29 protein-coding genes and 2 tRNA genes are annotated in these 26,792 nt (G+C 30.7%); 18 read left to right on the forward strand and 13 right to left on the reverse strand.

Features of this window, described 5'->3' with window-relative positions:
• Positions 1–3 precede the first annotated feature (3 nt).
• A complete protein-coding gene (locus tag K4897_RS03385) occupies positions 4–249 on the forward strand; it encodes a 4Fe-4S binding protein (protein WP_019267719.1) in 246 nt (81 codons plus the stop codon).
• Positions 250–339: 90 nt separating this feature from the next.
• Entirely contained in the window at positions 340–1,185 is an 846-nt protein-coding gene (locus K4897_RS03390; protein ID WP_019264492.1) for a fumarate hydratase, read from the forward strand.
• 30 nt (positions 1,186–1,215) lie between these two features.
• On the opposite strand, the gene phoU is transcribed toward K4897_RS03390, so the two are convergent.
• From phoU to hmdC, 8 genes are all read right to left on the reverse strand, one after another.
• Positions 1,216–1,908, reverse strand: coding sequence for a phosphate signaling complex protein PhoU (phoU, locus tag K4897_RS03395; RefSeq protein ID WP_019266431.1), 693 nt, complete (start codon positions 1,906–1,908; stop codon positions 1,216–1,218).
• Between the two features lie 9 nt (positions 1,909–1,917).
• Positions 1,918–2,667 carry a phosphate ABC transporter ATP-binding protein PstB gene (gene pstB / locus K4897_RS03400; RefSeq protein ID WP_019267721.1) on the reverse strand — a complete coding sequence of 250 codons (750 nt, stop codon included), beginning with the start codon at positions 2,665–2,667 and terminating at the stop codon, positions 1,918–1,920.
• A gap of 3 nt (positions 2,668–2,670) precedes the next feature.
• Positions 2,671–3,519: a phosphate ABC transporter permease PstA gene (gene pstA / locus K4897_RS03405; RefSeq protein ID WP_019264495.1), complete on the reverse strand. Its 849-nt coding sequence runs from the start codon at positions 3,517–3,519 to the stop codon at positions 2,671–2,673.
• Complete coding sequence (gene pstC, locus K4897_RS03410) at positions 3,516–4,391, reverse strand: phosphate ABC transporter permease subunit PstC (protein WP_019264496.1); 876 nt, start codon at positions 4,389–4,391, stop codon at positions 3,516–3,518. The genes pstA and pstC overlap by 4 nt, the downstream gene beginning before the upstream one ends.
• Positions 4,392–4,406: 15 nt before the next feature.
• On the reverse strand, positions 4,407–5,216 hold the full coding sequence (locus tag K4897_RS03415) for a phosphate ABC transporter substrate-binding protein (RefSeq protein WP_019264497.1): 810 nt from the start codon (positions 5,214–5,216) through the stop codon (positions 4,407–4,409).
• A gap of 163 nt (positions 5,217–5,379) precedes the next feature.
• Positions 5,380–6,261: a phosphate uptake regulator PhoU gene (locus tag K4897_RS03420; protein WP_019264498.1), complete on the reverse strand. Its 882-nt coding sequence runs from the start codon at positions 6,259–6,261 to the stop codon at positions 5,380–5,382.
• A gap of 5 nt (positions 6,262–6,266) precedes the next feature.
• On the reverse strand, positions 6,267–7,073 hold the full coding sequence (locus tag K4897_RS03425; RefSeq protein WP_019264499.1) for a hypothetical protein: 807 nt from the start codon (positions 7,071–7,073) through the stop codon (positions 6,267–6,269).
• Positions 7,074–7,171: 98 nt separating this feature from the next.
• Positions 7,172–8,674: a 5,10-methenyltetrahydromethanopterin hydrogenase cofactor biosynthesis protein HmdC gene (gene hmdC / locus K4897_RS03430; protein WP_019264500.1), complete on the reverse strand. Its 1,503-nt coding sequence runs from the start codon at positions 8,672–8,674 to the stop codon at positions 7,172–7,174.
• A gap of 509 nt (positions 8,675–9,183) precedes the next feature.
• On the opposite strand from hmdC, the gene hmd reads away from it, so the two are divergent.
• The 7 genes from hmd to K4897_RS03465 all read left to right on the forward strand — a co-directional run bounded on the left by hmd (position 9,184) and on the right by K4897_RS03465 (position 14,560).
• A complete protein-coding gene (hmd, locus tag K4897_RS03435) occupies positions 9,184–10,197 on the forward strand; it encodes a 5,10-methenyltetrahydromethanopterin hydrogenase (RefSeq protein WP_004032326.1) in 1,014 nt (337 codons plus the stop codon).
• Positions 10,198–10,347: 150 nt separating this feature from the next.
• Positions 10,348–11,346 carry a 5,10-methenyltetrahydromethanopterin hydrogenase cofactor biosynthesis protein HmdB gene (gene hmdB / locus K4897_RS03440; protein ID WP_250416713.1) on the forward strand — a complete coding sequence of 333 codons (999 nt, stop codon included), beginning with the start codon at positions 10,348–10,350 and terminating at the stop codon, positions 11,344–11,346.
• A gap of 9 nt (positions 11,347–11,355) precedes the next feature.
• On the forward strand, positions 11,356–11,835 hold the full coding sequence (locus K4897_RS03445) for a DUF3236 domain-containing protein (protein WP_250416716.1): 480 nt from the start codon (positions 11,356–11,358) through the stop codon (positions 11,833–11,835).
• Between the two features lie 3 nt (positions 11,836–11,838).
• Positions 11,839–12,624, forward strand: coding sequence for an SAM-dependent methyltransferase HcgC family protein (locus K4897_RS03450; RefSeq protein ID WP_250416718.1), 786 nt, complete (start codon positions 11,839–11,841; stop codon positions 12,622–12,624).
• The gene (locus K4897_RS03455; protein ID WP_019266435.1) at positions 12,625–13,320 is read left to right on the forward strand and encodes a Nif3-like dinuclear metal center hexameric protein; all 696 of its coding nucleotides are present in this window, start codon (positions 12,625–12,627) and stop codon (positions 13,318–13,320) included.
• 48 nt (positions 13,321–13,368) lie between these two features.
• On the forward strand, positions 13,369–14,007 hold the full coding sequence (locus K4897_RS03460; RefSeq protein WP_250416721.1) for a hypothetical protein: 639 nt from the start codon (positions 13,369–13,371) through the stop codon (positions 14,005–14,007).
• Positions 14,000–14,560: a UPF0254 family protein gene (locus tag K4897_RS03465; RefSeq protein WP_094516212.1), complete on the forward strand. Its 561-nt coding sequence runs from the start codon at positions 14,000–14,002 to the stop codon at positions 14,558–14,560. Before K4897_RS03460 ends, K4897_RS03465 begins: the two co-directional genes overlap by 8 nt.
• A gap of 51 nt (positions 14,561–14,611) precedes the next feature.
• Here the strand turns inward: K4897_RS03465 and K4897_RS03470 are convergent.
• Positions 14,612–14,684 (reverse strand) — tRNA-Thr (locus K4897_RS03470).
• A 33-nt stretch (positions 14,685–14,717) separates the two neighbouring features.
• Positions 14,718–14,800: transfer RNA gene (locus tag K4897_RS03475), tRNA-Leu, on the reverse strand.
• A gap of 175 nt (positions 14,801–14,975) precedes the next feature.
• On the opposite strand from K4897_RS03475, the gene K4897_RS03480 reads away from it, so the two are divergent.
• From K4897_RS03480 to K4897_RS03515, 8 genes are all read left to right on the forward strand, one after another.
• Positions 14,976–15,143: a 4Fe-4S binding protein gene (locus tag K4897_RS03480; protein ID WP_019264507.1), complete on the forward strand. Its 168-nt coding sequence runs from the start codon at positions 14,976–14,978 to the stop codon at positions 15,141–15,143.
• 17 nt (positions 15,144–15,160) lie between these two features.
• On the forward strand, positions 15,161–15,949 hold the full coding sequence (locus K4897_RS03485) for an adhesin (protein WP_250416723.1): 789 nt from the start codon (positions 15,161–15,163) through the stop codon (positions 15,947–15,949).
• A 12-nt stretch (positions 15,950–15,961) separates the two neighbouring features.
• A complete protein-coding gene (locus K4897_RS03490) occupies positions 15,962–17,248 on the forward strand; it encodes an oligosaccharide repeat unit polymerase family protein (protein ID WP_250416726.1) in 1,287 nt (428 codons plus the stop codon).
• A gap of 36 nt (positions 17,249–17,284) precedes the next feature.
• A complete protein-coding gene (gene msrA, locus K4897_RS03495) occupies positions 17,285–18,328 on the forward strand; it encodes a peptide-methionine (S)-S-oxide reductase MsrA (protein WP_250416727.1) in 1,044 nt (347 codons plus the stop codon).
• A gap of 247 nt (positions 18,329–18,575) precedes the next feature.
• Complete coding sequence (cbiM, locus tag K4897_RS03500; protein ID WP_019264511.1) at positions 18,576–19,217, forward strand: cobalt transporter CbiM; 642 nt, start codon at positions 18,576–18,578, stop codon at positions 19,215–19,217.
• Positions 19,218–19,523 carry a PDGLE domain-containing protein gene (locus K4897_RS03505; RefSeq protein WP_019264512.1) on the forward strand — a complete coding sequence of 102 codons (306 nt, stop codon included), beginning with the start codon at positions 19,218–19,220 and terminating at the stop codon, positions 19,521–19,523. It abuts the gene before it with no gap.
• A 62-nt stretch (positions 19,524–19,585) separates the two neighbouring features.
• Entirely contained in the window at positions 19,586–20,416 is an 831-nt protein-coding gene (gene cbiQ, locus K4897_RS03510; protein WP_250416730.1) for a cobalt ECF transporter T component CbiQ, read from the forward strand.
• 15 nt (positions 20,417–20,431) lie between these two features.
• Entirely contained in the window at positions 20,432–21,277 is an 846-nt protein-coding gene (locus K4897_RS03515; RefSeq protein ID WP_250416731.1) for an ATP-binding cassette domain-containing protein, read from the forward strand.
• Here K4897_RS03515 and K4897_RS03520 read toward each other — a convergent pair.
• The 3 genes from K4897_RS03520 to feoB form a co-directional block, all read right to left on the reverse strand.
• On the reverse strand, positions 21,267–21,467 hold the full coding sequence (locus K4897_RS03520; RefSeq protein ID WP_019264515.1) for a hypothetical protein: 201 nt from the start codon (positions 21,465–21,467) through the stop codon (positions 21,267–21,269). The genes K4897_RS03515 and K4897_RS03520 overlap by 11 nt on opposite strands.
• 35 nt (positions 21,468–21,502) lie before the next feature.
• Positions 21,503–21,733, reverse strand: a complete 231-nt coding sequence (locus tag K4897_RS03525) for a FeoA family protein (RefSeq protein ID WP_004032343.1) — start codon at positions 21,731–21,733, stop codon at positions 21,503–21,505.
• 228 nt (positions 21,734–21,961) lie between these two features.
• On the reverse strand, positions 21,962–23,977 hold the full coding sequence (gene feoB, locus K4897_RS03530; RefSeq protein ID WP_250416734.1) for a ferrous iron transport protein B: 2,016 nt from the start codon (positions 23,975–23,977) through the stop codon (positions 21,962–21,964).
• Positions 23,978–25,850: 1,873 nt separating this feature from the next.
• Here feoB and K4897_RS03535 point away from each other — a divergent pair.
• Positions 25,851–26,567, forward strand: a complete 717-nt coding sequence (locus K4897_RS03535; RefSeq protein WP_019265660.1) for a DUF4012 domain-containing protein — start codon at positions 25,851–25,853, stop codon at positions 26,565–26,567.
• Positions 26,568–26,792: the final 225 nt, after the last annotated feature.

Here is a 26,792-nt window from a genome sequence, read left to right on the forward strand (position 1 = left end):
AACATGGCTGGAGAACTTCATGCAAATTGTATAAACTGTGGAAAATGTCAACATCCTATGGATGTTGATGATATTTCCTTATTTTGCATGGAATGTGCTCCTAATGAAGCTCCTTGTTTAAAAGTTTGTCCTGAAAAAGCAATAGAAATCATTGGAGGGGCAATTACTTTAAATAAAAATAAATGCAATAAATGCGGAGAATGTACAAAAGTATGTCCTTTAGGCATTTTAGATGCAATTATAAAATAGCTGTTTTTTAAAAAAATTTATTAAAGCTTAAAATATAAAATTATAATTAACTTTTCTTTTTATAAAAAAATATTAAATAAGGTTTTTATTTTGATTACACAAGACATGATAAAAGATGCTGTTTATGAACTTTACAAAAAAGCAGTAATCGTTTTAGGAAATGATGTGAAAAAAGCACTAGAAGATGCTCTTAAAGTAGAAGATAATGAACTTGCAAGGTTAAATATTGAAGCTATCTTAAAGAATATTGAACTTGCTGAAGAAAAACAAATTCCAATGTGTCAAGATACAGGTTTGCCAGTAGTTTTTGTCAAATTAGGAAATGTTGAAGTTGAAAATTTAAGAGCAGGAATTGAAGAAGGAATTAAAAAAGCTACAAAAGAAATTCCAATTAGGCCAAATATTGTAGATCCTTTAACAAGAGAAAATACAAACATCAATGTTGGATCATACATCCCTCCAATAGATATTGAGTTAATAGATGAAGATTATCTCGAAATAACAATTTTACCTAAAGGATTTGGCTCAGAAAACAATAATGCTATGAAAATGGCTCTTCCAGCTGAAGGAATTCAGGGCATAAAAGATTTTGTAGTTGAATCTGTCCTAAAAGCAAAAGGAAAACCTTGCCCCCCAACAGTAATAGGGGTCGGAATTGGAGGAACCTCTGATTTATGTTTAAAATTAGGTAAAAAAGCACTTCTCGGAGAAGTTGGTAAAAGAAATCCTGATCCGGAAATAGCTAAACTAGAATTAGAAATTCTTGAAGAAATCAATAATTCCGGAATCGGTCCGATGGGTCTTGGGGGTAAAACAACAACATTAGATGTTAAAATTCTAAAAGCCCATACACATACTGCAGGACTGCCTATTGGTGTTTGTGTGCAATGCTGGGCAGACAGACATGCGACAACTAAAATTTATGATAAAAAATAAAAATAAGATTGATTATTTAAAATAATCAATTTATTGTTCTTCTTTTTTTAATTTCTCAATACGAGGTCTTTTATGAGTATTGATGAAAATAACTCTTTCTCCAATATTAACTACCCTATCAGCTATTCTTTCCAGATACCTTGCAATGAAAATAATATTAACTATTTCTAATGCATCCTGGGTTTTTTCAGTTAATAATTCAGTAGTGTGGGATAATATAATATCAAATAAATCATCTACTTTATCATCATCACTAGCTAACTCTCTTGCAACGTCCATATCCTGATTACAAAAAGATCCAAATCCTCTAGTTAACATGATTTGAACATAATCAGCCATGTACTCCAAGTCCCTCATTATTTTATTTGAAACTTTCATTCCTTCAATAGTAGCTGCTGATTCTGCAATATTTCTACATAAATAAGCTATTCTTTTTACATGAGAAATAACTCTAATTGATGATTCAATATACATTAAATCTGTAGCTAATGGTTGTTCCATAGCTATAAATCTAATACAACTCCTTTCAATTTCATGACCGCAGATATCTAATTCTTTAGCTTTTTCAACAACCTCTGCAGCTTTTTCTTCATCAAAGTTAGATAATAGAGATGTTGCTTTTCTATGTAACTCTAATGTGTCATTACAATAATTTCTAAGATTTTTCTTAATTGATTCCATCCTTTCTTCAAATACATAAGTAGGATATTCCTTATTCTCCATCAAATCACCTTAACCAAATCTTCCAGTAATATATTCTTCTGTTTTTTCCTCTTTTGGATTTACAAATAGTTTATCTGTTAAACCACTTTCAATTATTTCTCCGTTTAAGAAGAAAGAAGTGTATTTAGATACCCTTGTAGCCTGTTGCATATTATGTGTAACCATAACAATAGTATACTTTTCTTTAAGTTTATGGATTAAATTCTCAATTTTCAATGTGGAAATTGGGTCTAATGCAGAACAGGGTTCATCCATTAAAATTACTTCCGGACTAACAGCAATTGTACGTGCTATACATAATCTTTGTTGCTGACCACCGGATAATCCCATTGCAGACTTATCCAATTTATCTTTAACTTCATCCCAGATAGCTGCTGATTTTAGACTTTCTTCAACTACCTGAGCAATATAATCCTCATCTTCTTCTCCATGAATTCTTAATCCATATGCAACATTATCAAATATAGATTTTGGAAATGGATTTGGCTTTTGGAAAACCATACCTACTTTTTTTCTTAAATCAACAACATCTACAGAATCATCATAAACATCTACACCATCCAGGTAAATATTACCATCATGACTAAATGTTGGAATTAAGTCATTCATACGGTTAATTGTCCTGATGAATGTAGATTTACCACAACCTGAAGGTCCAATAAGTGCAGTAACAGAATTCTCCGGAACATCCATATTTACATTTTTTAAAATTTGAACATCCTCAAAGAATGTGTTTAAATTTCTAACTTCCAATTTCATTATTTATTTCCCCATAATTTTCTTTTGATATCTCTCAACAATTAAATTAGTTGCAACAGTTAATATTAATACAATAATTACCAGTACTGCAGCGGTTCCATATGCATTCTGGAGTGAAACACCTTCAGTAGCTAATACATACAAATGAAGCGGCAAAGGCCTACCTGGATCAAATATAGATATAGGTACTGTTAATGCAGATCCTACAGCATACATAACTGCAGCTGCTTCAGAAATAGCCCTAGTCATAGCTAAAATAACACCAGTAATTATTCCAGGTAATGCTGCAGGCAATATAACTGAATAGATAACCTGCCATTTTGTAGCACCTAATCCGTAACTTCCTTCTTTATAGGAATTTGGAATGGATGTTAAGGTAACTTCAGCAACTTGGAAAATAGTTGGAATAGCCATTAATGCTAAAACTAATCCTCCAGATAATATACACCAGCCTAATTTCAGGAACACAACAAAAAATGCTAAACCAAATAAACCAAATACAATAGATGGAATTGAAGCTAATGTTTCTGATCCGAAGCGGATAAATTTGATAATTTTTTGGTTTGATGCATATTCTGACATGTAAATAGCTGCACCAACACCTAACGGAGTAGCTATTACTGCAGCAATGAAAACTACATATATACTTGAAATAATCATAGGGAATATTCCGCCTTCTCTTCCGGCATCAATCGGACCTGAGAATAAAAACTCAAAATTAATAACCGGAATTCCTTTAACAAGAATATAACCTAATATGATAATTAATATAAGTAATGTAACAACACCAGATAATACAAATACACCATTCATTATTTTCTGGGAAGTCTTAGGAGAGCAAAAACTCTTCATTCAATCCCCTCCGCACCAATACCATATTTATTTTGAACATAATTTGCTACTAATAATAAAGCTGCGATTATAATAAATAATACAACAGCAGTACCGAATAATGCATTATAATGTAATCCGGTTGCATAACCCATTTCCAATGCAATATTTGTTGTAAGTGTCCTAACCGGAGCAAATATTGATCCTGGAACTTGAGCAACATTACCTGCCACCATAATTACAGCCAAAGTCTCACCAATCGCCCTTCCAATACCAAGAATGATTGCGGTAATTATTCCTGGCAATGCAGATGGGAAAATTATATGACGAATTGTTTGCCAATGAGTAGATCCAAGACCTAATGCGGCTTCTCTATACTCACCAGGAACTGCTTTAATTGCATCCTGGGAAACTGATATGATTGTTGGTAATATCATGACAGATAAAATTAAAGCAGCTGTAAATACACTAAATCCGGTACCTCCAAAATTTTGACGTACAATAGGCACTAAAACTGTTAAACCAAAAAATCCATAAACTACTGAAGGAATTCCAGATAATGTTTGGATAACCGGTTTTAAAAACAATTTTATTTTATCAGGAGCTATTTCTTCCATAAATATAGCACATAATAAAGATAATGGAACAGCTATCACCAATGAAAGTAAAGTTACAAATATTGAACCTATAATCATTGGGAAAACACCAAATTGACCATCATTAGGAGCCCAGTTACTGCCTGTTAAAAAATGGAAAAATCCATATGACTGAAATGCAGGAATTGCCTCACTAACAATAAATGCCAATATAACAAAAATAACAAAAATGGAAAAGATTGCTGTTATAAACAATCCTTTCTCAATAAAAAATTCACTAAAGTTTTTAGTTTCCATCAAACCACTATGAATCTATTTTGAAGTCTTAATAATTTTTTCATCAGCTAATACTTTACCACCATCATCACTTAATACCCAATCGATGAAGTTTTTGGTCTCGCCAGTAGGTTCACCATTGGTTAAGAATAAGAATGGTCTTTGAAGTTCGTATGAACCATCTGCAATAGTAGCATCAGACGGTGCAACTCCATTTACATTAACTGCTTTAATATCATCACTAATATGAGCATAAGATACAAAACCAATTGCATTAGGATCTTGGGAAACAGATTGTTTTACTGCTTCAGTAGAACTTTGAACAACAGCATCATCTTTAATTTTGCTGTCACCCATAACAATACTTTCAAATGCATCTAAAGTACCTGAACCTTCTTCACGTGTGATGACATTTATTTTTCCATCACTTCCACCTACTTGATTCCAGTTGGTAATGTTACCAGAGAAAATTCCTTGAAGCTGTTCATCGGATAAATCTGAAACTTGGTTTTGAGGATTGATTGCAATTACAATTCCGTCTTTTCCTAATTCATATTGTTTTAAGGAACTGTTATTGTCTAAAGCTTTTGAACACATACCAATATCAGCAGATCCATCTTCAGCACTTTTGATACCTACACTAGATCCTCCACCTTGCACATTGATTTGAGCATCAGGGTGTGATTCTTTATAAACTTCTACTAACTTTTCAGCAACAGGTTGAACTGAGGTTGATCCTGCCACTTGAACTTTTGATGATCCTGCATCTGCAGAAATAATCAAAGCACCTGCAATTATAACAATAATTGCTATAATACCAATTAAATATTTATTTTTCTTTTTCATTTTTCTCCTCACATAACTGTTTTAACAAAGCCATATATAAATGTTGCTTTTTGTGAATAAATGTTCCCAATTAGTGAAATTAAGGTCTTAGAAGACTGTATTTTTTATGAAATAAAATTCTCAAAAAGTGAATAAAAATAGAAAAATAAAAAAAATAATGAGATTACCTAAATGTGCGGGGAGTGGTAGATCTAGGTATATTCTTATGGAATTCAATAGCTACATCAATAATTTCTATAGAAATGTCCCCTATTCTTTCAAAGGCTTTAACAACCCTAAATAAGTACATGAAATAATTAGAACGTTCTTTTTCATCAAATGAATTTTCAGCCATTTGAGTAGCTATTATATTAATGGATTTGTTTTGAAGCATATGCATAGATTCTTCAAAATCCATAATATCTTCTTTAAGATTAGTTTTTCCTTCTAAAAATGCAAGCATAGCTGATCTGATCATCTTTTGAGCAGTTTTATACATTTTCTTTAAATTTTTAAGAATAGTTTCATCAACTTCATAAACATCTTCAATTACGAACTTTGCAATATGCCCGCAATAATCACCTATACGCTCCAAATCATAAGCCACTTCATTATAAAGCATGGATTTTGATAATTCAGAATGCTGATTAATACTAACAATAGTTTCAACAGATGTTCTTACTTTTTCAACCATATTATTAGTAGTATAATCCATTTCTAAAGCAGCATTAGCTTTATTTTCATCATATTCATAAACAGCATCAAATGACTCCTGTAATTGAGATTGAACATGTTTAGCCATGTTAGACAACATATCATTAACTAAAACATATCCTGAATCATTACTTGGAGCATAATCTCCAAAAGATTCTGCTAACTTTTCGTATACTTTTAAATCAACCATGTATGCTCTTTTAACAGTTCCATCTTTTACAAGAGGCTGAAGTAGCTGAGTAACATAACGGCGTGTTATCCCCAGTTTTTCAGCTATTTCATCTTGAGTAGCGGGGTTTTCATATAAGATACAATCCAAAATATCTTTCAATGTTTTATTTTTTTTACTCATACTATCTACTTTTTATAGTCATCTAAAAACTCATTAGTTTCAAATTGAATGTTTTCAGAAGATTTGTTTATTTGATTTCGTCTAACTTTATGTGTTACTGGTTTTTCCCTATAACCATGCTCCCTATAACTACTATCCCTTGAAGATACATTCCTTCTGTTTTGATGAATTTGTATTAACTTAAGGTCGTCCAAATTTTGTTGACTAACTGGACGTTTTTTAATTTCGCTTTTAGCTTCTTTAGCAGACATTAAAATCTTATAAATTACTGAGGATAATAATATAAATGCAATTAAAGCTATTGGGAAACCAAAATAATGGAATATATAATATAACACTAAAAATCCACTATCACAGAAACCTTTAGCTAAAAATATCAATCCAATAAATGCAATTAAACCTCCATGAGATTTTTTAATAAAATCGGGTTTTAATACAAATGGATAAACACTCATAGCTAACAAAGAGAAACCTAAAACTCTATATAAATTATTATCTGCAACATTTTGAAGAGATAAATACACATTTAAAAATGTTGACGGTAAAAATCCCATTTCAGACAACATAGCAAAAATTAACAATAGCTGAATTAATGCCATAACAATTAATGGAAATGAATATGCTATTTCCCACTCAAAATTAGCTTTAAGCTTTGCATTATCAACCGGTTTTTGCAATGCTTCTGAAAGCACATTGTAAAGTACGGAAGACAATACAGAACCAATAATAGTCCCCGCAACTCCAAGCACTGCAGTAGTAATAGCTACAAATGCTGAAATAAAAGCCACTAAAATAATTTTTGAATGATTCAAATTTTCACCTTCATTATATTTAATATAATTAAAAAAATGTAATAAACATTTTTATCACTTATTACATTTTATTATTTAATTAATTTATAAGTTTAGGTTTATACAATATTAAATGCATTTGGGACTTTATTTAAAATTTTATTACTAATGCCGGGAACTGTTGAAGATATAATAGAACTGTCTGCTTGATTGGCACTATTTACATCACCATCTCCAGGAATAATAGTTGCATCTAATGCATCCTGTAAATTCTCAACAGTCATGCGTTGAACCCATGGGTCTGCATCAGAGATAATAATTTCATCAACTTGCTTATCTAATTCATTAGCTATTACCCAGGAAAGGAACCTTCCACCAAGCAATGCTACACTATTTCCATTAACAGAATTTACAATATCATTTAAATCATTTTTTAAAGTAAGATTTTTATACATTTTTGAATTAATTAAAGTAGCCCAATGTGCATCCCCAACAGTATATGCACCAATCTTTTTTGGATAAATATAATCTCTTCCAGCTATTTTAATAGCTGTTGTAAGAGGTATTAAATCTTCTTTTAAAACCGGGACCTGAACATTAGGATTATGGACTTCTTCCTTCATTATTTGCATTATTCTTGGAAGACCAAATTTACCTCTTCTTGCAGTTCCAGGCTCATAACCACACATATATCCATGATGATTTTTTGGAAAACCAGTTATAATAACATTCAGACCTGATCTGAGGCCTACTCTACATTCCCTTTCATAAGCACCATTAGTACCTACAACTTTACCTGGACATAATATTCTTGAAGCTGCAACTGCTTTTGCAAATGCTTCAACAGGATTTTTAGCAGCATTATATGGTCCTCCTTCAAGTACAAAAACATCCGCACCTATTTCAATAGCTTTTTCAAAACCGGTAATGAGATCATCATAACCATCACCAATAAACATGATGGCTTCAAGGCCTCTCTGATATTTTTTAGCCAAGTCGGCTATATCAACTGCTTCTCTGTAAGGTGCTGCATGACCTTCACCAGTTTGCTCACTAGTTAAATTAATAGCTACTGAAGAGGATAATTTTACCCATTCTTCCTTATCTGAAGATTCTGCTTTTTCCTTATCAATTAATCTTTCATGAATTCTGTCTCTCGGACATTCAGTATAAACCGGTCCTTTATTATAACATTCACCACCACATCCTACAATATTTTGTGGAAGTCTCATAGGTCCGTTTTCACCAAAATGATCTAAATCAAGTGGAACATCAACACTATCATATACCTTCCTCATTACTTCAATGCCACGCATCCCATGTTTTTCAGCAATATCTGCAAATGCATATGCACAAATATGAATAGGCAATCCCAACATATCTGATAAACGGCAGTTTCCAAGTAATTCCATTAATTCCAAGTCAGATGCACATGTTCCAACAACAGCTTCAGTTAAATCACAGCCTAATGGAAATCTTTTAAATTTCATTCCCAATTTCATTGTGTCCTCTAAAGACAATTCAGAAATTGCATCAACAACTTCAACTACATTTTTATCCATTTTAGATAATTCAATAGCTGCATCGTCATCAACAATAGCTTCTTTAATTAAATCATACATTTGATTACAACCTCTAAATTTAATTAAATATATTATATGAACATATCAAATAAATAAATTTTGTTTTATAAGTTAAGAACAATTTATTCCCAATAGCTAAAAATATCCTAACTTAAGTACGATAATAAGTTTTTAAAAATCGTATATAAAAAAACAAGCTATAACGAATAGAATTATAATAGCAATACTTAAAAAAAGGCCAAAATAACTTAAAAAAATCAAAAGTAATACAAAAATAAAAAAACGAAAATATAAGTTAATACTACTAAAAAAACAGATATAAAAACTTATATATTGTAAAGATATAATAATTTAATTGTTACTACAACTGCTGAATTCAGCGAAAATTATTTAAAAATTAGAATAGATGTTTGCTAACAAACATGAAGTTCTTTTATATAATTAATAGGGAGATTATTAAGGCACATTTTAAATAATTATTATGTAGTAAATGTTTTTTAAGAAACTTAAAAAATAAAATGTATATATGTTTTAAAGGAGACAAAATAATGAAAGTAGCAATTTTAGGTGCAGGATGTTACAGAACTCATGCTGCAAGTGGTATTACAAACTTTACAAGAGCTTGTGAAGTTGCAGAAGAAACCGGAAAAGAAAAAATCGCAATGACTCACTCTACTATCGAAATGGGTGCAGAATTATTACACCTTGCTGGAGTAGACGAAGTAGTTGTATCTGACCCTGTATTTGACAACGACTTTACTGTAGTAGATGACTTCGATTTCCAAGAAGTAATTGCAGCACACAAAGCTGGTAAAGCAGAAGATGTAATGCCTGACATCAGAGCAAAAGTAAATGAGTTAGCTGAATCCCTCCCTACACCACCTAAAGCAGCTATACACTTCGTAGATCCTGAAGATTTAGGAATGAAAACCATGAACGATGATGCAGCAGCAGTAGCTGACGCTGACTGGGTAATGACCTGGTTACCAGAAGGTGGAATGCAAAAACCTATCATCGAAAAATTCGCAGGAGAACTCAAAGAAGGAGCTATCCTCACTCACGCATGTACCATTCCTACCACCGAATTCAAAAAAATATTCGACGAATGTGGAGCAAACGTAAACGTAGCTTCATACCACCCAGGTGCTGTACCTGAAATGAAAGGTCAAGCATACATCGGTGAAGGATATGCTGATGAAGCATCCATCAAAACTTTATTAGAATTAGGTGAAAAAGCAAGAGGATCTGCATTCACATTACCTGCAAACTTATTAGGTCCTGTATGTGATATGTGTTCCGCTGTAACTGCAATTACTTACGCAGGTATCTTAGCTTACAGAGACACTGTAACTCAAATTTTAGGTGCACCTGCTGGATTTGCACAAATGATGGCTAACGAAGCTTTAACCCAAGTTACTGCTTTAATGCAAGATGAAGGTATTGACAAAATGGATGAAGCTTTAAACCCTGGTGCATTACTCGGTACTGCTGACTCAATGAACTTCGGTCCATTAGCAGAAATCGTACCTACTGTTTTAGAAAACTTAGAAAAAAGAAGCTAAGTGAAACACTTAAAATAAGTTCATGTTGATTTTATATCAACATATGAAACTTATTTTTTAATAATTGAGTCAAATTAGCTATTAAAAAATAAGTTTACTATTTTTATACGGATTTTTATTATATTAATATTCTCAACCGAGGGTTCGAAATTGATTGATGAAATTTTAAAAAAGGCTGTAAATAATAAAAAAATAAGTGATGAAGAATTTCTTCAATTATTAAAAATAAATAAAGAAGAAGACTTGAAAAAATTATGCGAAACTGCTGTCGCTATCAGAAACAAACATTCAAAACTAATTAAATTGACATCAACAGTACATATTACAAATAAATGTACCATTCAACCAAGATGCAAATATTGCGGATTTGCACCAAAAACCTCTAGCGAAGGATATTATGATTCTTTTTATAAAACAGATGAAGAAATACTTAAAGCTGCAATATCCATTGAAGAAGCAGGAATCCCTAGAGTAAGCTGCTCTGGAGGTTACGGTTACAAAGGCAAACAAGCAGTTAATGCAACAGAAATTGTTAAAAGCAATACTTCTTTAGAGATTTTAGTAAATGTTGGAGGAGATTTAACTGAAAAATCAATTAACCAACTAGCTGATTTAAATGCAGATACTGTATGTTGTAATTTGGAAACCATTAATGAAGATGTTTTTAACTTTGTAAAACCTGGAGAAACCTTAAAAGACAGAATTGAAACCTGTCAAAGAGTTAGTGATGCCGGAATTGAACTTTCATCAGGATTATTAATTGGACTTGGAGAATCTCTGGAAGACAGAATAGCTCACTTACGTTATTTAAATAATTTTGAAACACTTGGGGAAATTCCAATAATGGGATTTAACCCATATAAAGATACTCCAATGGCAAATCATCCACCTTCCCCACTGGAAGAACAGTTGAAAATTATTGCAGTAGTACGTATAATGTATCCTGAGATAAGGATTACAGTACCTACTCCAACTATCGGTCCTAAAAATGTGGAATATTCTTTAAATGCTGGAGCTAATAATTTAGCTACCGTGATAGCTGATAATTATCCATTAGAAGTAAAAGGTGTAGGATCCCCTATTTGCGGAAACTATGATGATGTGGTTTTTGTTATAAATAAATTAGGATTAACACCACAAAGAATTTGAGGCTAAACTATGGCTTTTGAAGAGATGATTAAAAAGGCATTAGACGAATCCAGAAATAACTGCCGTTTAGGAGATACTTTAGAGGAAGTACAGGAAATTCAAAACTATATTAAAAATGCTGAAAAGATTTATATTCCAAACAAAAATGGAATTAAAGTTGATGTTTTAAATAAAGTTTTAAGAGAATATAATTTACCTGTCGCCAAAATACTCAAAATAAACACCAATGAAGCAGACAGCAATCGCAGCCCTGCTTTTGCAAAAGCTATTATGGCATTGGATGTGTGTGATGCTGATTTAATAATAGCAAGAGGTCGTTTAGGATTGCCAGGTTCAGGATCACTTTTACTTTTTGTAGATAACAAAGGAAGAATACTGACCTGCGGAACATCCCCCTCTCATGCAATTAGTCAAAAAACTCTTGAAGATGCTGTGTATGAAGAAGCAAATGAGGCTCTGCAAAAAATCGGATTTAAAAAAGAAGGCTAAAATATGGATGTTGACACAGGAATAACTTCTGAAGTTTTTACTATAAAATCTGAAACCAGACTAATAGATATTTTTAATAATATAATTAACAAAAAATCTGAAGCTTGTCTAAATTATATTGATAATTTGAATTTAGATAAAAACACTAAAATTGTTGTTGTGGGAACTTATTTTACTGGAATGGGAATTGTCAAAAAATTAAGCGAAAAATACAACAATATTCTGCTAATTGATATTTATCCTCACTTAAAAGAATTATTGGACACAAATATTGGTGGAAATTATAAAAACAGTATAAATTTTTCAACAGATCTGGAGCTGATTAAATCTGGAGATGTGGTTATTGACACTACAGGTTTTGGAGGATTAAATGTTGAACAGTCATCTGAAATTAATGCTGAAGTATTTTTAATAGAAGACCCAGTAGCTGAAGATAATGATAGCTTACTTAAAGATAAAAACAATATTCATGAAAGAATAAATTCAGTTAATTCATCAAATAAAGCTATCCTAAAAACTAAAGGAATAAATACTAAAACATCAGGAACAATGACTTTAACTATTGGTGTTTTGACAAATGCATTACAGGAATCCCAAAAAAAAGAAGGTGTTCTTTATAGTGCCTGCGAAATGGGCTTTTTTGAAGAGGTTATTTTCAAAGAAAAAAATATTCCAAAGTTTGTCGAATTAGTTAGCAAAAATGCTATGAAAATATCAACTATCAACCCCTTCAGCTGTGATGATTTAATAAAAACACAATTAGATAAAATTGAATCTAAAATGATTTAAATGAAACTTAAAGAAATTATTGAGTTTATAGATGAGAATATACCTAAAAATCTGGCTTTGAAAAATGATGAAATAGGTTTTAGAAAAGAATATGATTTGAATCAGAATATAAACTCCATTGAAATATTTATGGATTTATATCCTGAATTTGATACTCAAAAAGCAGATACTTTAATTCTAACTCATCATCCACCATTATTCAATCCGAAAACACCAACTTACACAATTCATTCAAATTGGGACATTATTAATGGAGGAGCTAATGAAGCACTAGCTGAAACATTAAAATTAGATGTTATATCACCATTTGACAAAACTACAAATATTGGAAGAATCTGCAAAACAGACAAAACATTTGGTAAATTTGAAAAAGATATTTCAGATAGTTTTAAAGAAATCAGAATTGTAAATAAACCTCCCAACAACAAAAAACTTAATAAAATTGGAATAATTTCAGGCTTCGGTCTTAAAAATCCAGAGTATGTCACATTAGCCAAGAAATTAAATTTAGATTTACTGATATCTGGAGATTTAACTCAGGAAAGTGCAATTTTAGCTAAAAACTTGGATATTGCTTTAATTGACCTGGGCCATCACAGCAGCGAAGTTCCCGGATTATACAAATTAGAAGAATTGTTAAAACCGCTTAATGTTAAATGTGAAGTTGTTAATATAAATCCCTGGGAAAATATATAAAATATAATTAGAATAACAATAGTTATACAAAATCTGGAGAATATTGAAATGATACAGGAAATAGAAAATTCAAGAATTCCAAAAGGCAGAATAGACTTAATTGGATTTGGAAGATTAGGATTAAGAGTTGGAATCCATTTAATACAAGTACACAGAGGCGGGCCAAAAGAAATTGGAGTTTTTGATGGGCAAAAGATAGATGGTGGAGATATTATTTTTACAATGAAAGGTGCAAAAGTCGGAGAATATAAATCAGATTTCCTAAATAAATTATGCACCCATAATGAAAGCTTTAGAAAAATCATCAGCGTTTGTGAAGACATTACTCCAGATAATCTGGATTTAATTAAAGGAGATGTAGTTGCAATACAGATAGCTGGCGGAAATACAATACCAATTGCTGCTAAAATTATAAAACATGCACAAAAAAGGGGTGCTAAAACAATAAGCACTGCCGGAATATTTGGATTTGGAGATGAAACTGTGGAAGTAAGAGATATTTCAGAATTTGAAGACAACCCTGCAGTAGATGAGCTTAGAAAAGAAGGAATAACCGAAAACCATCTAATTGTTACTACAAATAAATTGTTAAGAGACAAAGAGCCAATTACTCCATATACATTAGATGAAGTTGCAAAACAGATAACAAAAACTTCTTTAAAATTATTGAAGGATTCATATGATTAAAATAGCTACAGCAGAATGTTTCACGCATGGAAAAATAGGCAGAGAACTTCATGCAATAGCTCAGGGATACACAGGTAATTTTGGGAGAGATTACATTGAAAATCCTGAAAGCTACGGAAATTTTAACTACAATGAACTTAGTGTAACATGCAGTCTTTTTATACCAACTATTGAAGCTGTAAAAAGTGTTCTGCAAATTGAAAATCCTCCGGAACCTACAACATTAATTAAAGGAATCAAATGCTACAATGAAGCGGAAGATAAAAAGGTCAGCAAAATTATGGCTGAAGCTGTAAAAAAAATAACTGATTGTGATATAGCTATTGGAACTACTGCAGGAATCGGAAGAGGTGGAATAGCTATTGTAACTAATGATTATACAATTATAACAACCAGTGATATTGCTAGTGATTTAAGAGAAAACAACAGCGAAGAATTATTCCAAAGACAGGAAAATGGAATTGAAAAATGTGTAAAAATCCTTTTATTTCTTCTAAATGATGATTTTGATTCTATTGAATCTATGAATAATATAAAAATTATAGAAAAATAAATTATCAAAACTTTTTTTATAAAATTAATTAAGAAAAATAGTTTTTAAAGAAGCCTTAGGGGGGATTCGAACCCCCGACTTCCACCTTACCAAGGTGGCGCTCTACCGGCTGAGCCACTAAGGCAAAATCGAGAAAAAATACAGTTTTAAAGAATAGTGCAAGGGAAGGGATTCGAACCCTCGAAGGCCTATACCAGAGGATCTTAAGTCCTCCCCCTTTGGCCGCTCGGGCACCCTTGCATATGATTTACATACAATATAAGATTGTATCTAATACTATATAAATGTTATGTTTCAGTCATTAAATTAAACAAACATAACTAAAAGTACATAGAAAAGATATATTAATATTGAGTTAATTAAATATATAAATATTACGGTTTTATAATATTAAATTAAAAAATTGGTGTTTACCTTGAAAATCGATAATGAAGAATGCGGAGTTTGTGAAGACTGCATAGACGTATGTCCTGAAGAAGCTATCATAAAAAAAGCATTTAAAGTTGAAATTAATGAAAATAAATGTGACGACTGTGGAGAATGTGTAGACATTTGTCCAGTAGGTGCTATTTTTGATGAATAACCAAGGATTTTGAGATTATGAAAAAAGGAATATTAAATAAACTTACAATTGTTGACTACATTATAATTATCGCAGTAATATGTGCAATTGTTTTTGCATTTATCCATATTACTACTGATGATTCAGATGATGTAAAAACATCTTCATATGACTCATCTACAATGAATAAAATAGTTGAAAATTATTTGAAATTATATATGGAAGGAAATATAGTAGAAACAACTGTCAGCGGATATAATGCAAGTACTGGAGAATCAGTTGAATTACATGGAAATATAACATGGATTGATGATGATAAAGGATCAAATGTCAAAGTATTAATCAATTCAAATGGAAAAGAATACCTAGCAGGATTATACAAAGATATTCCTAATGCAGACATTTATATAGATACTATTTCTCTTGAGAGTGACGGAAATAAATTTAACAATTTAACAGAAGTAACAATTAATCCGGAAAATATTACTTCATTAAGTGATTTAATTTCAGGAATTGACAACAATACCGATTATGAAATTACAACTACGGTATCAGTTGATGAATTAAGTACAATAGATTATCAAGATTTATCTAACAACCTTTATTCACATGATAAAAGAATATCCCTAAAAGGATCAAATACCGGATTATACAACCAATTAATTATAACTAGAGCAACTAGCGAAGAAATAAATCTTGCAGACAATATTTTAAGAAATTTTGATGGTAAAACAAGCCCAATAACAATTAGAATTTATGACTGCAGTGAACAAGACTTAAAAACTATTGAAAATAACTATAATGTTACAAATATCAAAACATTTTAAGATGTGTAGCTTATGAGCTTAATATATGCAAAATTAACATCAATTGTAAATAAAATATCACAGCTGTTTCATGAATCCCTTTTATTTACAATTATTTTTTCAATTTTAAATTATTTTGAAAAAGCATGGGTCAATAGCTATTTTAAAGGACTTTATCCTGATGAAAACTTTTTAGGATTTATTAAAAAAAATAAAATATTAAATTCACAAGTATTTAATCCTCTGATTGTACTTATTGTATTTGGAGTCTTTTTAATATTGTCTATAAATGCTGTTTCAGCTAGTTTAGCTATTACACTAGCTATTGCATTTATTGCATTTTTTATAGGCTCTGCAATATTGCCAAGATACTTCTTAAATAAAGACTTCAAAAAACCGGCAATCCAATTTAAAAGTGAAGATTTGTATTCAATCGGATTCTGCCTTGTTTTAATAAGTATATTATTCTTTTTTGTAAGTGTAGCGTCAGTTGGCGGAATTCCAATTCTTAAAACCTCTTTAAGATATCAGTTAAAACCTTTATTTACAATGCCGGTGTTTTTAATAATTCCAGGAGTCTGTATACTGGCAAGTGTTTATTTAAAAAAATTTCAGGAAAACAAAATCACCCGTTCACAGACAAGATTTAGATTCCTGATTTTGATAGTCATCAGCAGTGTGTTTTTATTGGCTTTAGGTTACAGGACACCACTACTTGCAGTATTACTTATCATGATAATTATGGGTTACTACGGAAATATCTTAGCTGTGTGGGAAGTTGTGGTAGGTGCCTTAATTGGTGTATGTGCAATTATAGGAATTGGTTATTTCCGATCAGTTGAAGAATATACTATCACTTCAGCTACCAATCCTTTTTACACATTAGAAAGCAGGGCTGATTTTACATTAAATGTATTGAACCTCCTTGATTTTATTGGAGGAAACTTTGGAGTAACACATGGAAATGTACTGGCCAGTTCCATACCCGGAAGTGACCTTGGACCAAGAATGATGATTGGAAAATTAATAGCCTGGAGAACAGAAGTTACTGTAACACCAACATTAATTGGACAAATGGTAATTGACTTCGGTAAAGTCGGAGTAGCTGTTGAAATGTGCGGACTTGGATTTATTTTAGGTATTGGATATAAAATAATGAAAAAAACCAATGACTTTGCATACACTGGACTCTACAGTTTACTTTTAACATATTCAATTTTAGGTGTTGAAACAGGAATATTAGATATTCAGGTTTTATTATACTTTGCAGTAGCTATTTTTATTTATTTGGCATTTATTATTAAATCAGATAAATGCTAATCCCACTATTTTTTAATAAAAATCTTTATATACTAAATGTTTTTTAATATTATATACTATTTTATGAAAAAATCCCCAATTATTGGAGGTTTTGGTATGTCTTTAGAAAACATAAACAATAAAATACAATTTAACAAAGAAAACCTGAAAACAATATACTTGGCAGGAGGCTGTTTTTGGGGTGTTGAAACCTATATATCACGAATATTGGGAGTATATAAAACAGAAGTCGGATATGCAAACGGGAACACAAAAAATCCAACTTATGAAGAAGTGTGCAACTTTGATACAAAACATGCAGAATGCGTAAAAGTGATTTACTCACCAGATTTCATATCCCTAAAAGAGTTATTGGAAGAATTTTTTAAAATAATAGATCCGACTGCAATTAATCGACAAGGCCCAGATATAGGAACACAGTACAGAACAGGAATTTATTACACAGATATTGCAGATAAGCAAATAGCTGAAATGTTTATTGAAGAAAAACAGTTAAACTATTCCAAAAAAATAGTTGTTGAAGTAATGCCTTTAACTTATTTTTATCCCGCAGAAACCTACCATCAGAAATATTTGGAAAAAAATCCTAATGGCTACTGCCATATTGATTTAAGCAAACTTCCGGCAATTGATGAATCTTTAGAAAAATTAAAAATAAAGGAAAATATCAAAAAGTTGGATTATATTGAATATGAAGTTACACAAAACAGTGCTACTGAACTTCCATTTAGCGGAAAATACAATGATTTTAATAAAAAAGGATTGTATGTCGATATTGTAAGTGGTGAAGCATTATTTACTTCCCTAGACAAATTCAACTCAGGATGTGGTTGGCCTTCTTTTTCAAAACCTCTATTAAAAAACAACATTAAAGAAATAAAAGACACCAGTCACAATATGATTAGAACAGAAGTGAAAAGTAAAAAAGCAGATTCTCATTTAGGCCATGTATTTAATGACGGACCCTCAGAATTGGGAGGCATGAGATACTGCATCAATTCTGCAGCTTTAAAATTCATAGCTTTTGAATATTTGGAAAAAGAAGGTTATGGAGAATATATCAAATATTTTGAAAAGTAAATTAAGTATTACTTTTATCAAAAAATAATATAAAATAGTAATACTTTAATAACCTTTATATAAGACAATTCTCCATAATTATATATGGTATCATGATAAAAACAACTACAAAAAGGTTATTTCTTGAATAAGTAGAGAATACATGATATTTTAATAAATCAATACAAATAAACCAATTAAAGTAATACTTTTCTATAATTTCTTTAAAAAAAAGTATTACTCAATATAGGAAAATGGAGGAAAAAATATGCATATACCTGATGGATTTATACCATGGACACAATGTGCAATATACTATGTTATTTTAATTGTAGCTCTTTATTTTGCAACAAAATGGGCTAAAAAGAACCTTGATGACAAACATGTCCCACTTATGGCAATACTTGCTGCGGGAATCTTTGCAATCATGTCTATGAATATGCCAATACCATTCGGAACCAGCGGACACATGGTTGGTGGATGCTTAGTGGCATTAGTATTCTGTGCTCCGGAAGCTGCAGTTTTAGTATTTACTATAGTATTGCTTATACAGGCATTAATTTACGGTGATGGCGGACTTACTGCCCTTGGAACCAATGTATTGAACATGGGGATAATTGGAGGATGTGTTGGATTATACACATTTAAAGGATTAAAAAATACAATCGGAAAATACCCTGCAGTTGGAGTTGCTGCATGGTTAGCAACTGTAGTAGCTGCAGCAGCAGCTGCTGTTGAACTCGCAATAGCTGGAACATTCCCACTTACTTTAGGAATCTACTCAATGGTATTATACCATGTGTTTATAGGAATTATCGAAGCTGTTTTAACTGTAATTGTAATAATGGCTTTAGAAAAATACAGACCGGATTTACTTATGTGGAACAAACAATCACAAGGGGGAAAATAAATGAATCTTAGTAAAAAAGACGGATACTTAATAATTGTAGCAGTTATTATCTGTATTATAATTAGCTGTTTATCCCCATTTATTGCCTCTGGAAACCCAGATGGTCTTGAAAAATCTGCAGAAGATGCTGGATTAGCTGAAGACTATGGTGTTGACGGATTAAATGAAATTTACTCATCCCCATTCCCAGACTACACTTTTGAACCATTAGGATCACTTGGTGAAATTGGAGTCCTCATTTTAGGTGCTGTAATATGCCTTGCAGGAGGATTTATTGTTGGAAAAATTATAGAAAAAAGAGGTTAAATTTATAACTTCTTTTTTTCATATTTTTTACTATATTTTAGAAATTTTTTGGAGATTAATAATTGGCAGACATTACTCAAACACTTAAGTTAGATGATATTGCATCAGGAGATAGCATAATTCATAACTTAAATGGACCTGTAAAACTAATTTCAGCAATTATAATCATTGTTTTTACTGTTTTCTCACAGCAGATTATTGTTCCAATAATAATGGAAATATTTTTACTGCTTATTTTATATTTATCAAAAGTGTCTATAAAAGATGCATTTAAAAGAATAGTATTATTGCTGCCTTTTGGTGGAGCTATCATAATATTTCAACCATTTATCCATCCCGGAAATGTACTTTGGGCATATTCATGGATACAAATAACTGATGCCGGGCTAAACTGGGCGATTTTATTATTCGGAAGACTGATTACATCACTTACAGCTATCGTACTTTTATCTTCTACAAGTCCGATGCAGGAAATTGTGGCATCATTTAGAAAATTAAAAATGCCAAAAGAGTTAGCTATGATTTTAAGTATTACAGTAAGATTTTTATTTGTATTTATTGATGAATTAACAACTATCAGAAATGCTCAAAAATCCAGAAACTTTAATATTCATTCCAAGTTAGTTCCTTACAGATGGATAGTAAGGCAAGTTGGCTATACAATAGCTATGATGTTTTTAAAATCTTATGAACAGGGAGAAAGAGTTCATAAAAGCATGATCAGCCGTGGATTTTCAGATACTTCCCAGCTATTCAATGAAAAAACACAGCTTGAAAAATCAGATTACATTTATTTAATTTCCATAATAACCCTCATGATTGTTATTGAAGTTATATTATACAAGTACACAAATCAGTTAGGTTATTTAGGAATGAAACTTACAATTAATTAAAATTAGGAAAATAACATGACAAATATACAATTATCAACTGAAAACTTAAGTTTCACATACCCTGACGGTACACAGGCTTTAAAAAATATCAATATCGAAATTGAAAAAGGAGAAAAAGTAGCTATTATCGGACCTAACGGTGCAGGAAAATCAACACTTTTCTCACACTTCAACGGTTTGACAGAGCCTACCTCAGGATGTGTTAAAATAGAAGGAAAAGCTATCTCTTTTGAGAAGGATGAACTGCTTAAAGTTAGACAAAAAGTTGGAATTGTATTTCAAGACCCAAATGACCAGCTGTTTGCACCAACAGTTAAAGAAGACATTGCTTTCGGACCTATGAATTTAGGTTTAAGCTACGACGAAGTGGAAAAACGTGTTGAAGATGCACTGAAAATGGTTGGAATGGAAAATTATGAAAACAAAACCCCTCACCATTTAAGTGGAGGACAGCAAAAAAGAATAGCTATTGCCGGAATAATAGCTATGAAACCTGAAATAATGATTTTAGATGAACCGACAGCGGGACTTGACCCTGATGGAGTAGAAAAAGTTCTGAATATCATGAATCAGCTTAATAAAGAAGGAATGACCTTAATCATTTCATCTCATGATATAGATATGATCAGCAAATATGCAGATAAAATATTTATTCTTTATAATGGTGAGATAATTGAATCCGGAAATAAAAACCAAATATTTTCAAATAAAGAATTATTAAAAAAAGCTCATTTAAGAACACCGATAACAACAGAAATACTGTATAATTTAAAAGAATCCGGTTTAAATGTTAATACCGAAAAAATAAGCGTTGCAGACACGTGTGCAGAAATTATAAAAGCTAAACAAATTAATGAGTAGCTTTTTTTCTATTTTTAATTTTATCTTTAAGTTTTATAATAAAATCAAATTCTTCATCCAGTTCTGGTGAGTTACCAAATCCACAATTAGGGCAATGAACAGATTGACATCCGTGTTTTCCACAACCAGAGCAGCCCCTGTTGGGAACATTATTTTCGTCAAATTCATATCCGCACATTCTACATTTCATAAAAATCATCCAGAAAAAAATAAAAATTAAAGGGTTTATTCTACTATGATGTTTTTAGCTTCTTCTTTACGAAGACAAACATCATATCCTTTAATTTTGAATTCAATAGGATCGCCTAAAGGTGCAACTTTTTGGATTTTAATTTTTGAACCTCTAACGAATCCCATACCTAATAAATGTCTTTTTAAATCAGTGTTTCCACCATCATTATATTTTACAATAGTTACTTCGTCACCAGCGTTCACATCTAATAAAGATTTTACCATTTTATCAACTCCATGACATATCTATAAAAATTTAGGCTTACCTAAAATAAAGTTTTTTAGTTATACCTAATTAAAATCTAATCTAATATTTAGAAAAAATAGTATATAAATATTTAGGTAATCCAAAAATAATATAAAAAATTATTTGGAAGGAGATTTTCCTCCCACTTTTTTATTTTTAGGGATCCTGATACCCCTAATACCACTTTTACTACGCAAAATCATCACCTAAGCAAAACCCAGTAACAAACCGCCTTGATATATTATAAGTGCTACAATATAACCGGTTGCTAATGTGATAACAGACATAGTTAACGGCCATTTCCAACTGTTGGTTTCCTGTTTGATTGTACCGATAGCCGCGAAACAAGGAACATACAGCAGTACAAATGCCATAAATGCATATGCTGAAAGCGGAGTGAACAATTGATGAACAGCTGCATCAATACCCGAACCCTCTTCTTCTACACCGAACAGTGAACTGAATGTAGATACAACAACCTCCTTAGCAACTAAACCAAATAAGATTGCTACAGCTGGTTGCCATTCTCCGAAACCAAGAGGAGCGAAAATTGGTGCTATTGCAGTACCTATTTGACCAATTGCACTTTCCTGAGATCCGTATTCAACACCAAATGGTACACTACTTAAAACCCATACAATAATGGATGCTGCAAGAATAATAGTTCCTGCTTTTCTAAGGAATCCTTTAGTTTTATCCCATGTATGTAATAATACACCTTTTAAGGATGGGACTTTATATGTTGGAAGTTCCATAACAAATGGGGAAGACATTCCTTTAAACATAGTTCTTTTAAGAATAGCTGCAACAATAAGTGCAACAACGATTCCCAATAAATAAATTGAGAATAATACCTGACCCTGATTTGCAGCGAAAAATGCTGAAATTAATAATGCATATACCGGTAATCTTGCAGTACATGACATGAATGGAACAAGCATCATGGAAAGTAAACGATCAGATTCGTTTTCCATTGTTCTGGTAGCCATAATTGCTGGAACACCACAACCAAATCCTAAAATCATAGGAATAAAAGATTTACCATGAAGACCAACTAATTTATGCATAACTCTATCCATAACAAAAGCAGCTCTAGCTAAGTAACCGCTGTCTTCTAGAATACTTATGAATAAAAACATAATGATAATAATTGGTAAAAAGGTTAATACTCCACCTACTCCTCCAATAATACCGTCAACAATAAAAGATGAAAGTACTGAATCACCTAATACTCCGCCAATTGCTTCACCTAATAAACCAAAACCTTCATCAATCAGATCTTGGAAAGGCGCTCCAATTGTAAAAGTAAGCTGGAACATAATATACATAATAACTAAAAATATAGGAATTCCTAAAATTCTGTTAGTTAAATATTTATCAATCTTATCAGATACTGTTGGTTTTTCCACAGCAGGTTTACTTACTGCTTCATTCATAAGTCCATCAATAAATGCATATCTCGCATTAGCTATTACTTCTTCTGCACTTTCATTATAAATATCTGCTAAGTGTGCAGCTACTTTATCAGTTTCTCTCAATATTTGAGAAGCATTTTTAGATTTTTGAACTTTTTCTATTACAATAGCATCCTTTTCCAATAATTTTATTGCTGTCCACATTGCTGGAACGTCAGTTAAATTACTATCTTTTTCAATTAATGATTGAAGATCTCCTAAATGTTCTTTTAATTCAGGGCCATAAACCAATTTTTGAGTGGTATCAATATGTTTATTAGCTACTTTTTTAACTGTAGACAATAACTCATCAAAACCATCTTTATTTTTAGCATTAATTTCAACAACAGGGAAACCTAATAACTCAGCCATTAATTTAATATCAATAATATGTTCTTTTTTCTTTGCAAAATCATTCATATTAAGAGCCATTACTAAGTTTGCACCTAATTCCATCATTTGAACAGTCAGATACAAATTACGTTCTAAATTAGCAGCATCTACCACATTAACAATCACATCAGAATCATCATCTACAATGAAATCCCTTGAAACGATTTCTTCAATAGAATGAGCACTTAATGCATAATTACCAGGTAAATCAACAACATCAAAGCGAGTAGCATCATAATCAAAATGACCTTCTGCCCTTTCAACAGTTTTACCAGGCCAGTTACCTACATGCTGATGCATACCTGTTAATTGATTGAATACTGTAGTTTTACCCACATTCGGGTTTCCTGCTAATCCTACAATACATTCTTTCATTAACCATTCTCCTATTTTTGTTAGAACGAATTTTTATTAAAAATTCTATTTTATATTAATTAAATAAAAATTTAAATTTAGGCATACCTAAATTTAAGTTTAAAAATTTATTATAATTTATCAAATATTTGCAACTTAAAAATAAGGCTTGCCTAAACCTACACTTAACTTTTGTTTTAATGCTATTTAAATGTTTAGGTAAGCCAAAAATATCGAAGAATTTATATACTATCCAATAACAATAGTTATATTAATTATTAAAAGTAAGTAAAAAGTTTAGGCGTACCTAAAAAAATAGGAAGCTTTATATACCACAACAACTAACCTAATACATAGTGGTGTAAAATTAGGCACACCTAAATTAATAGGATCCCTAAATTACAACTACTTAAAAAAACACATTATTAGTCAAATAATAAAACTCCAAAATTATATTATATTAAATTGGTTTTCACAATTTTCTAATTTAATATAAAAAAACATGGAAACAACACTGCCAAGTTTCCATGGCAAAAAAACACAGGGTGTTTAAAAAAACATGAATTCTTAGATTTAAACACCAATTATCTCTTTTTAAAAAACAATTAAATTTTATCTGAAAATTTTAGGTATACCTAAAAAAATAGGAAGCTTTATATACCACAACAACTAACCTAATACATAGTGGTGTAAAATTAGGCACACCTAAACTTATAGGATCCCTAAATTACAACTACTTAAAAAAACACATTATTAGTCAAATAATAAAACTCCAAAATTATATTATATTAAATTGGTTTTCACAATTTTCTAATTTAATATAAAAAACATGGAAACAACACTGCCAAGTTTCCATGGCAAAAAAACACAGGGTGTTTAAAAAACATGAATTCTTAGATTTAAACACCAATTATCTCTTTTTAAAAAACAATTAATTTTTATCTGAAAATTTTAGGCATGCCTAAAAAAATGAAAACCTTTATATACTATCACGAACTACAGTATAAATGGTGATTGAAATTAGGCATGCCTAAATTTATTGGGATCTTAATTTAAAATTACCTATATCAGTCAAAATAAAATGAATATGGTCTCCAAATAGATATTAAATTAAAACAATCCACTCCCTAATTTAATATTTTACCTCCATATTATTTTCCTCAAATTAGGTGTTTAAAATCGGACAAACATCAATTTAAACACCTACTTCTCTCTTTTTAAAAAATTAATTTTATTTTTATATATGAATTTTTGGTAAACCTAAAAAAATAAAAACATTTATATACTATCATGAACTACAGTATAACTGGTGATGAAAATTAGGTATACCTAAAAATATCTAATTTGAAATTACTAATGTGTTGTTGGTTTAAAACCATATTACTACACTCCGATTGTTATTAAATTAGTTTATACTCTCTTTCTCTAATTTAATAAAAAGCATATAACTACTCTCACGAAATTAAATATGTATTATCATATTTAATTTCACCTATCAAATAAAATATTTATTTTTAAGATTAAACAGAATAATCAAAGTATATGGAGATGATCTTATGGGTGTAAGACCAAGTTGTTGCGAAGCACCAAAAGAAGAAACAAGCAAAGTAAAAAAGAATATTAAAAAAGTATTTAATTTCTTCTTCGGATGCTGCAAAAATAAAAAATAAACAATTATAAAAATTATTTAATTTTATTATAAACTTTTTTTAAAATATTTCAAAAACTAAACAAAACCATTATTTAATAGCATTATTTTAATAGAACTAATACAATAAAGGCTTTTTTTAAAAAAAATATAAACAATAAACATGATAAAAACAGAATAAACATTTAAGTATAATGAAAAGGATAAATAAATTACAATATTAATAAAATTTTAAGTAGGCGTAATATGAGAAGAAGAAAAAAATTGATTATCGCCATTTTACTTGTTATTCTAATTGGATTAATATCAGTAATTGCCGGTGCATTATTCTTACCACAGGACAATGAATTAGCTCAAGGTTCAAAGAATATACTTGTATGTGCAATTGATGAAAGTGAACCAAGACCTGGAATGGGTGCTTGTGATATGGCATTTATTGTATCACTACAAGATGGTGAACTTGTCAATTATACTGAAATATATCCTCATGGAATGACTCACCCTAATGCTTCAGAGCCACAAGAAGCTCAAGAACAAGGAGCTGGCGAAAAATTGTTACTTCATGATTCCTTCTGGGATAATGACACTAAAAAATCAATGCAACTAGCAAAAGAAATTGTAGAATACAATACTAGTGAAAATATTGATGCTGTTGTAGCTGTTAACAGTGAAGCATTAGATGCAATATTGAAAAGTGCTGGAACATTAGATGTTAATGGTACTCAAATGAATGCAAGTGGTATTGACCTAATAAGAGAAGAACAATATAATGGTGGGCAAACTAGAGGAGCTGCAGTAATGGATATTGTAAAAGCTGCAGGTCACGCAGCAAGCGACCCTATTAAAAAAGCAGAAATGATTAATGCTGCTTTAGACCAATATTCAAAAGGAAATATTGTAATGGAACCTCAAGGAGCATTTGTAGGTTTACTTGCTTCCAAAGGAATTAATAATTTAATATAATGGAAATTACTTTCATTATATCCTTATTTTTTAAAATTTAAACAAAATTAAATAGCATATTTTCAATTTTTATAAGAAAACTTTATATATAATGTAAACTAATTTTTACATATGTAATGTATATATTACATATTTTATTTTTTAAAATCCTGAATTTTAAATCAAAATTACAGCAGGTATCACTTCCTACCTGCCACATATGTAAAATATATATTACATTTACAA

This window comes from Methanobrevibacter sp. TLL-48-HuF1, assembly GCF_023617305.1.
Taxonomy (GTDB): domain Archaea; phylum Methanobacteriota; class Methanobacteria; order Methanobacteriales; family Methanobacteriaceae; genus Methanocatella; species Methanocatella intestini.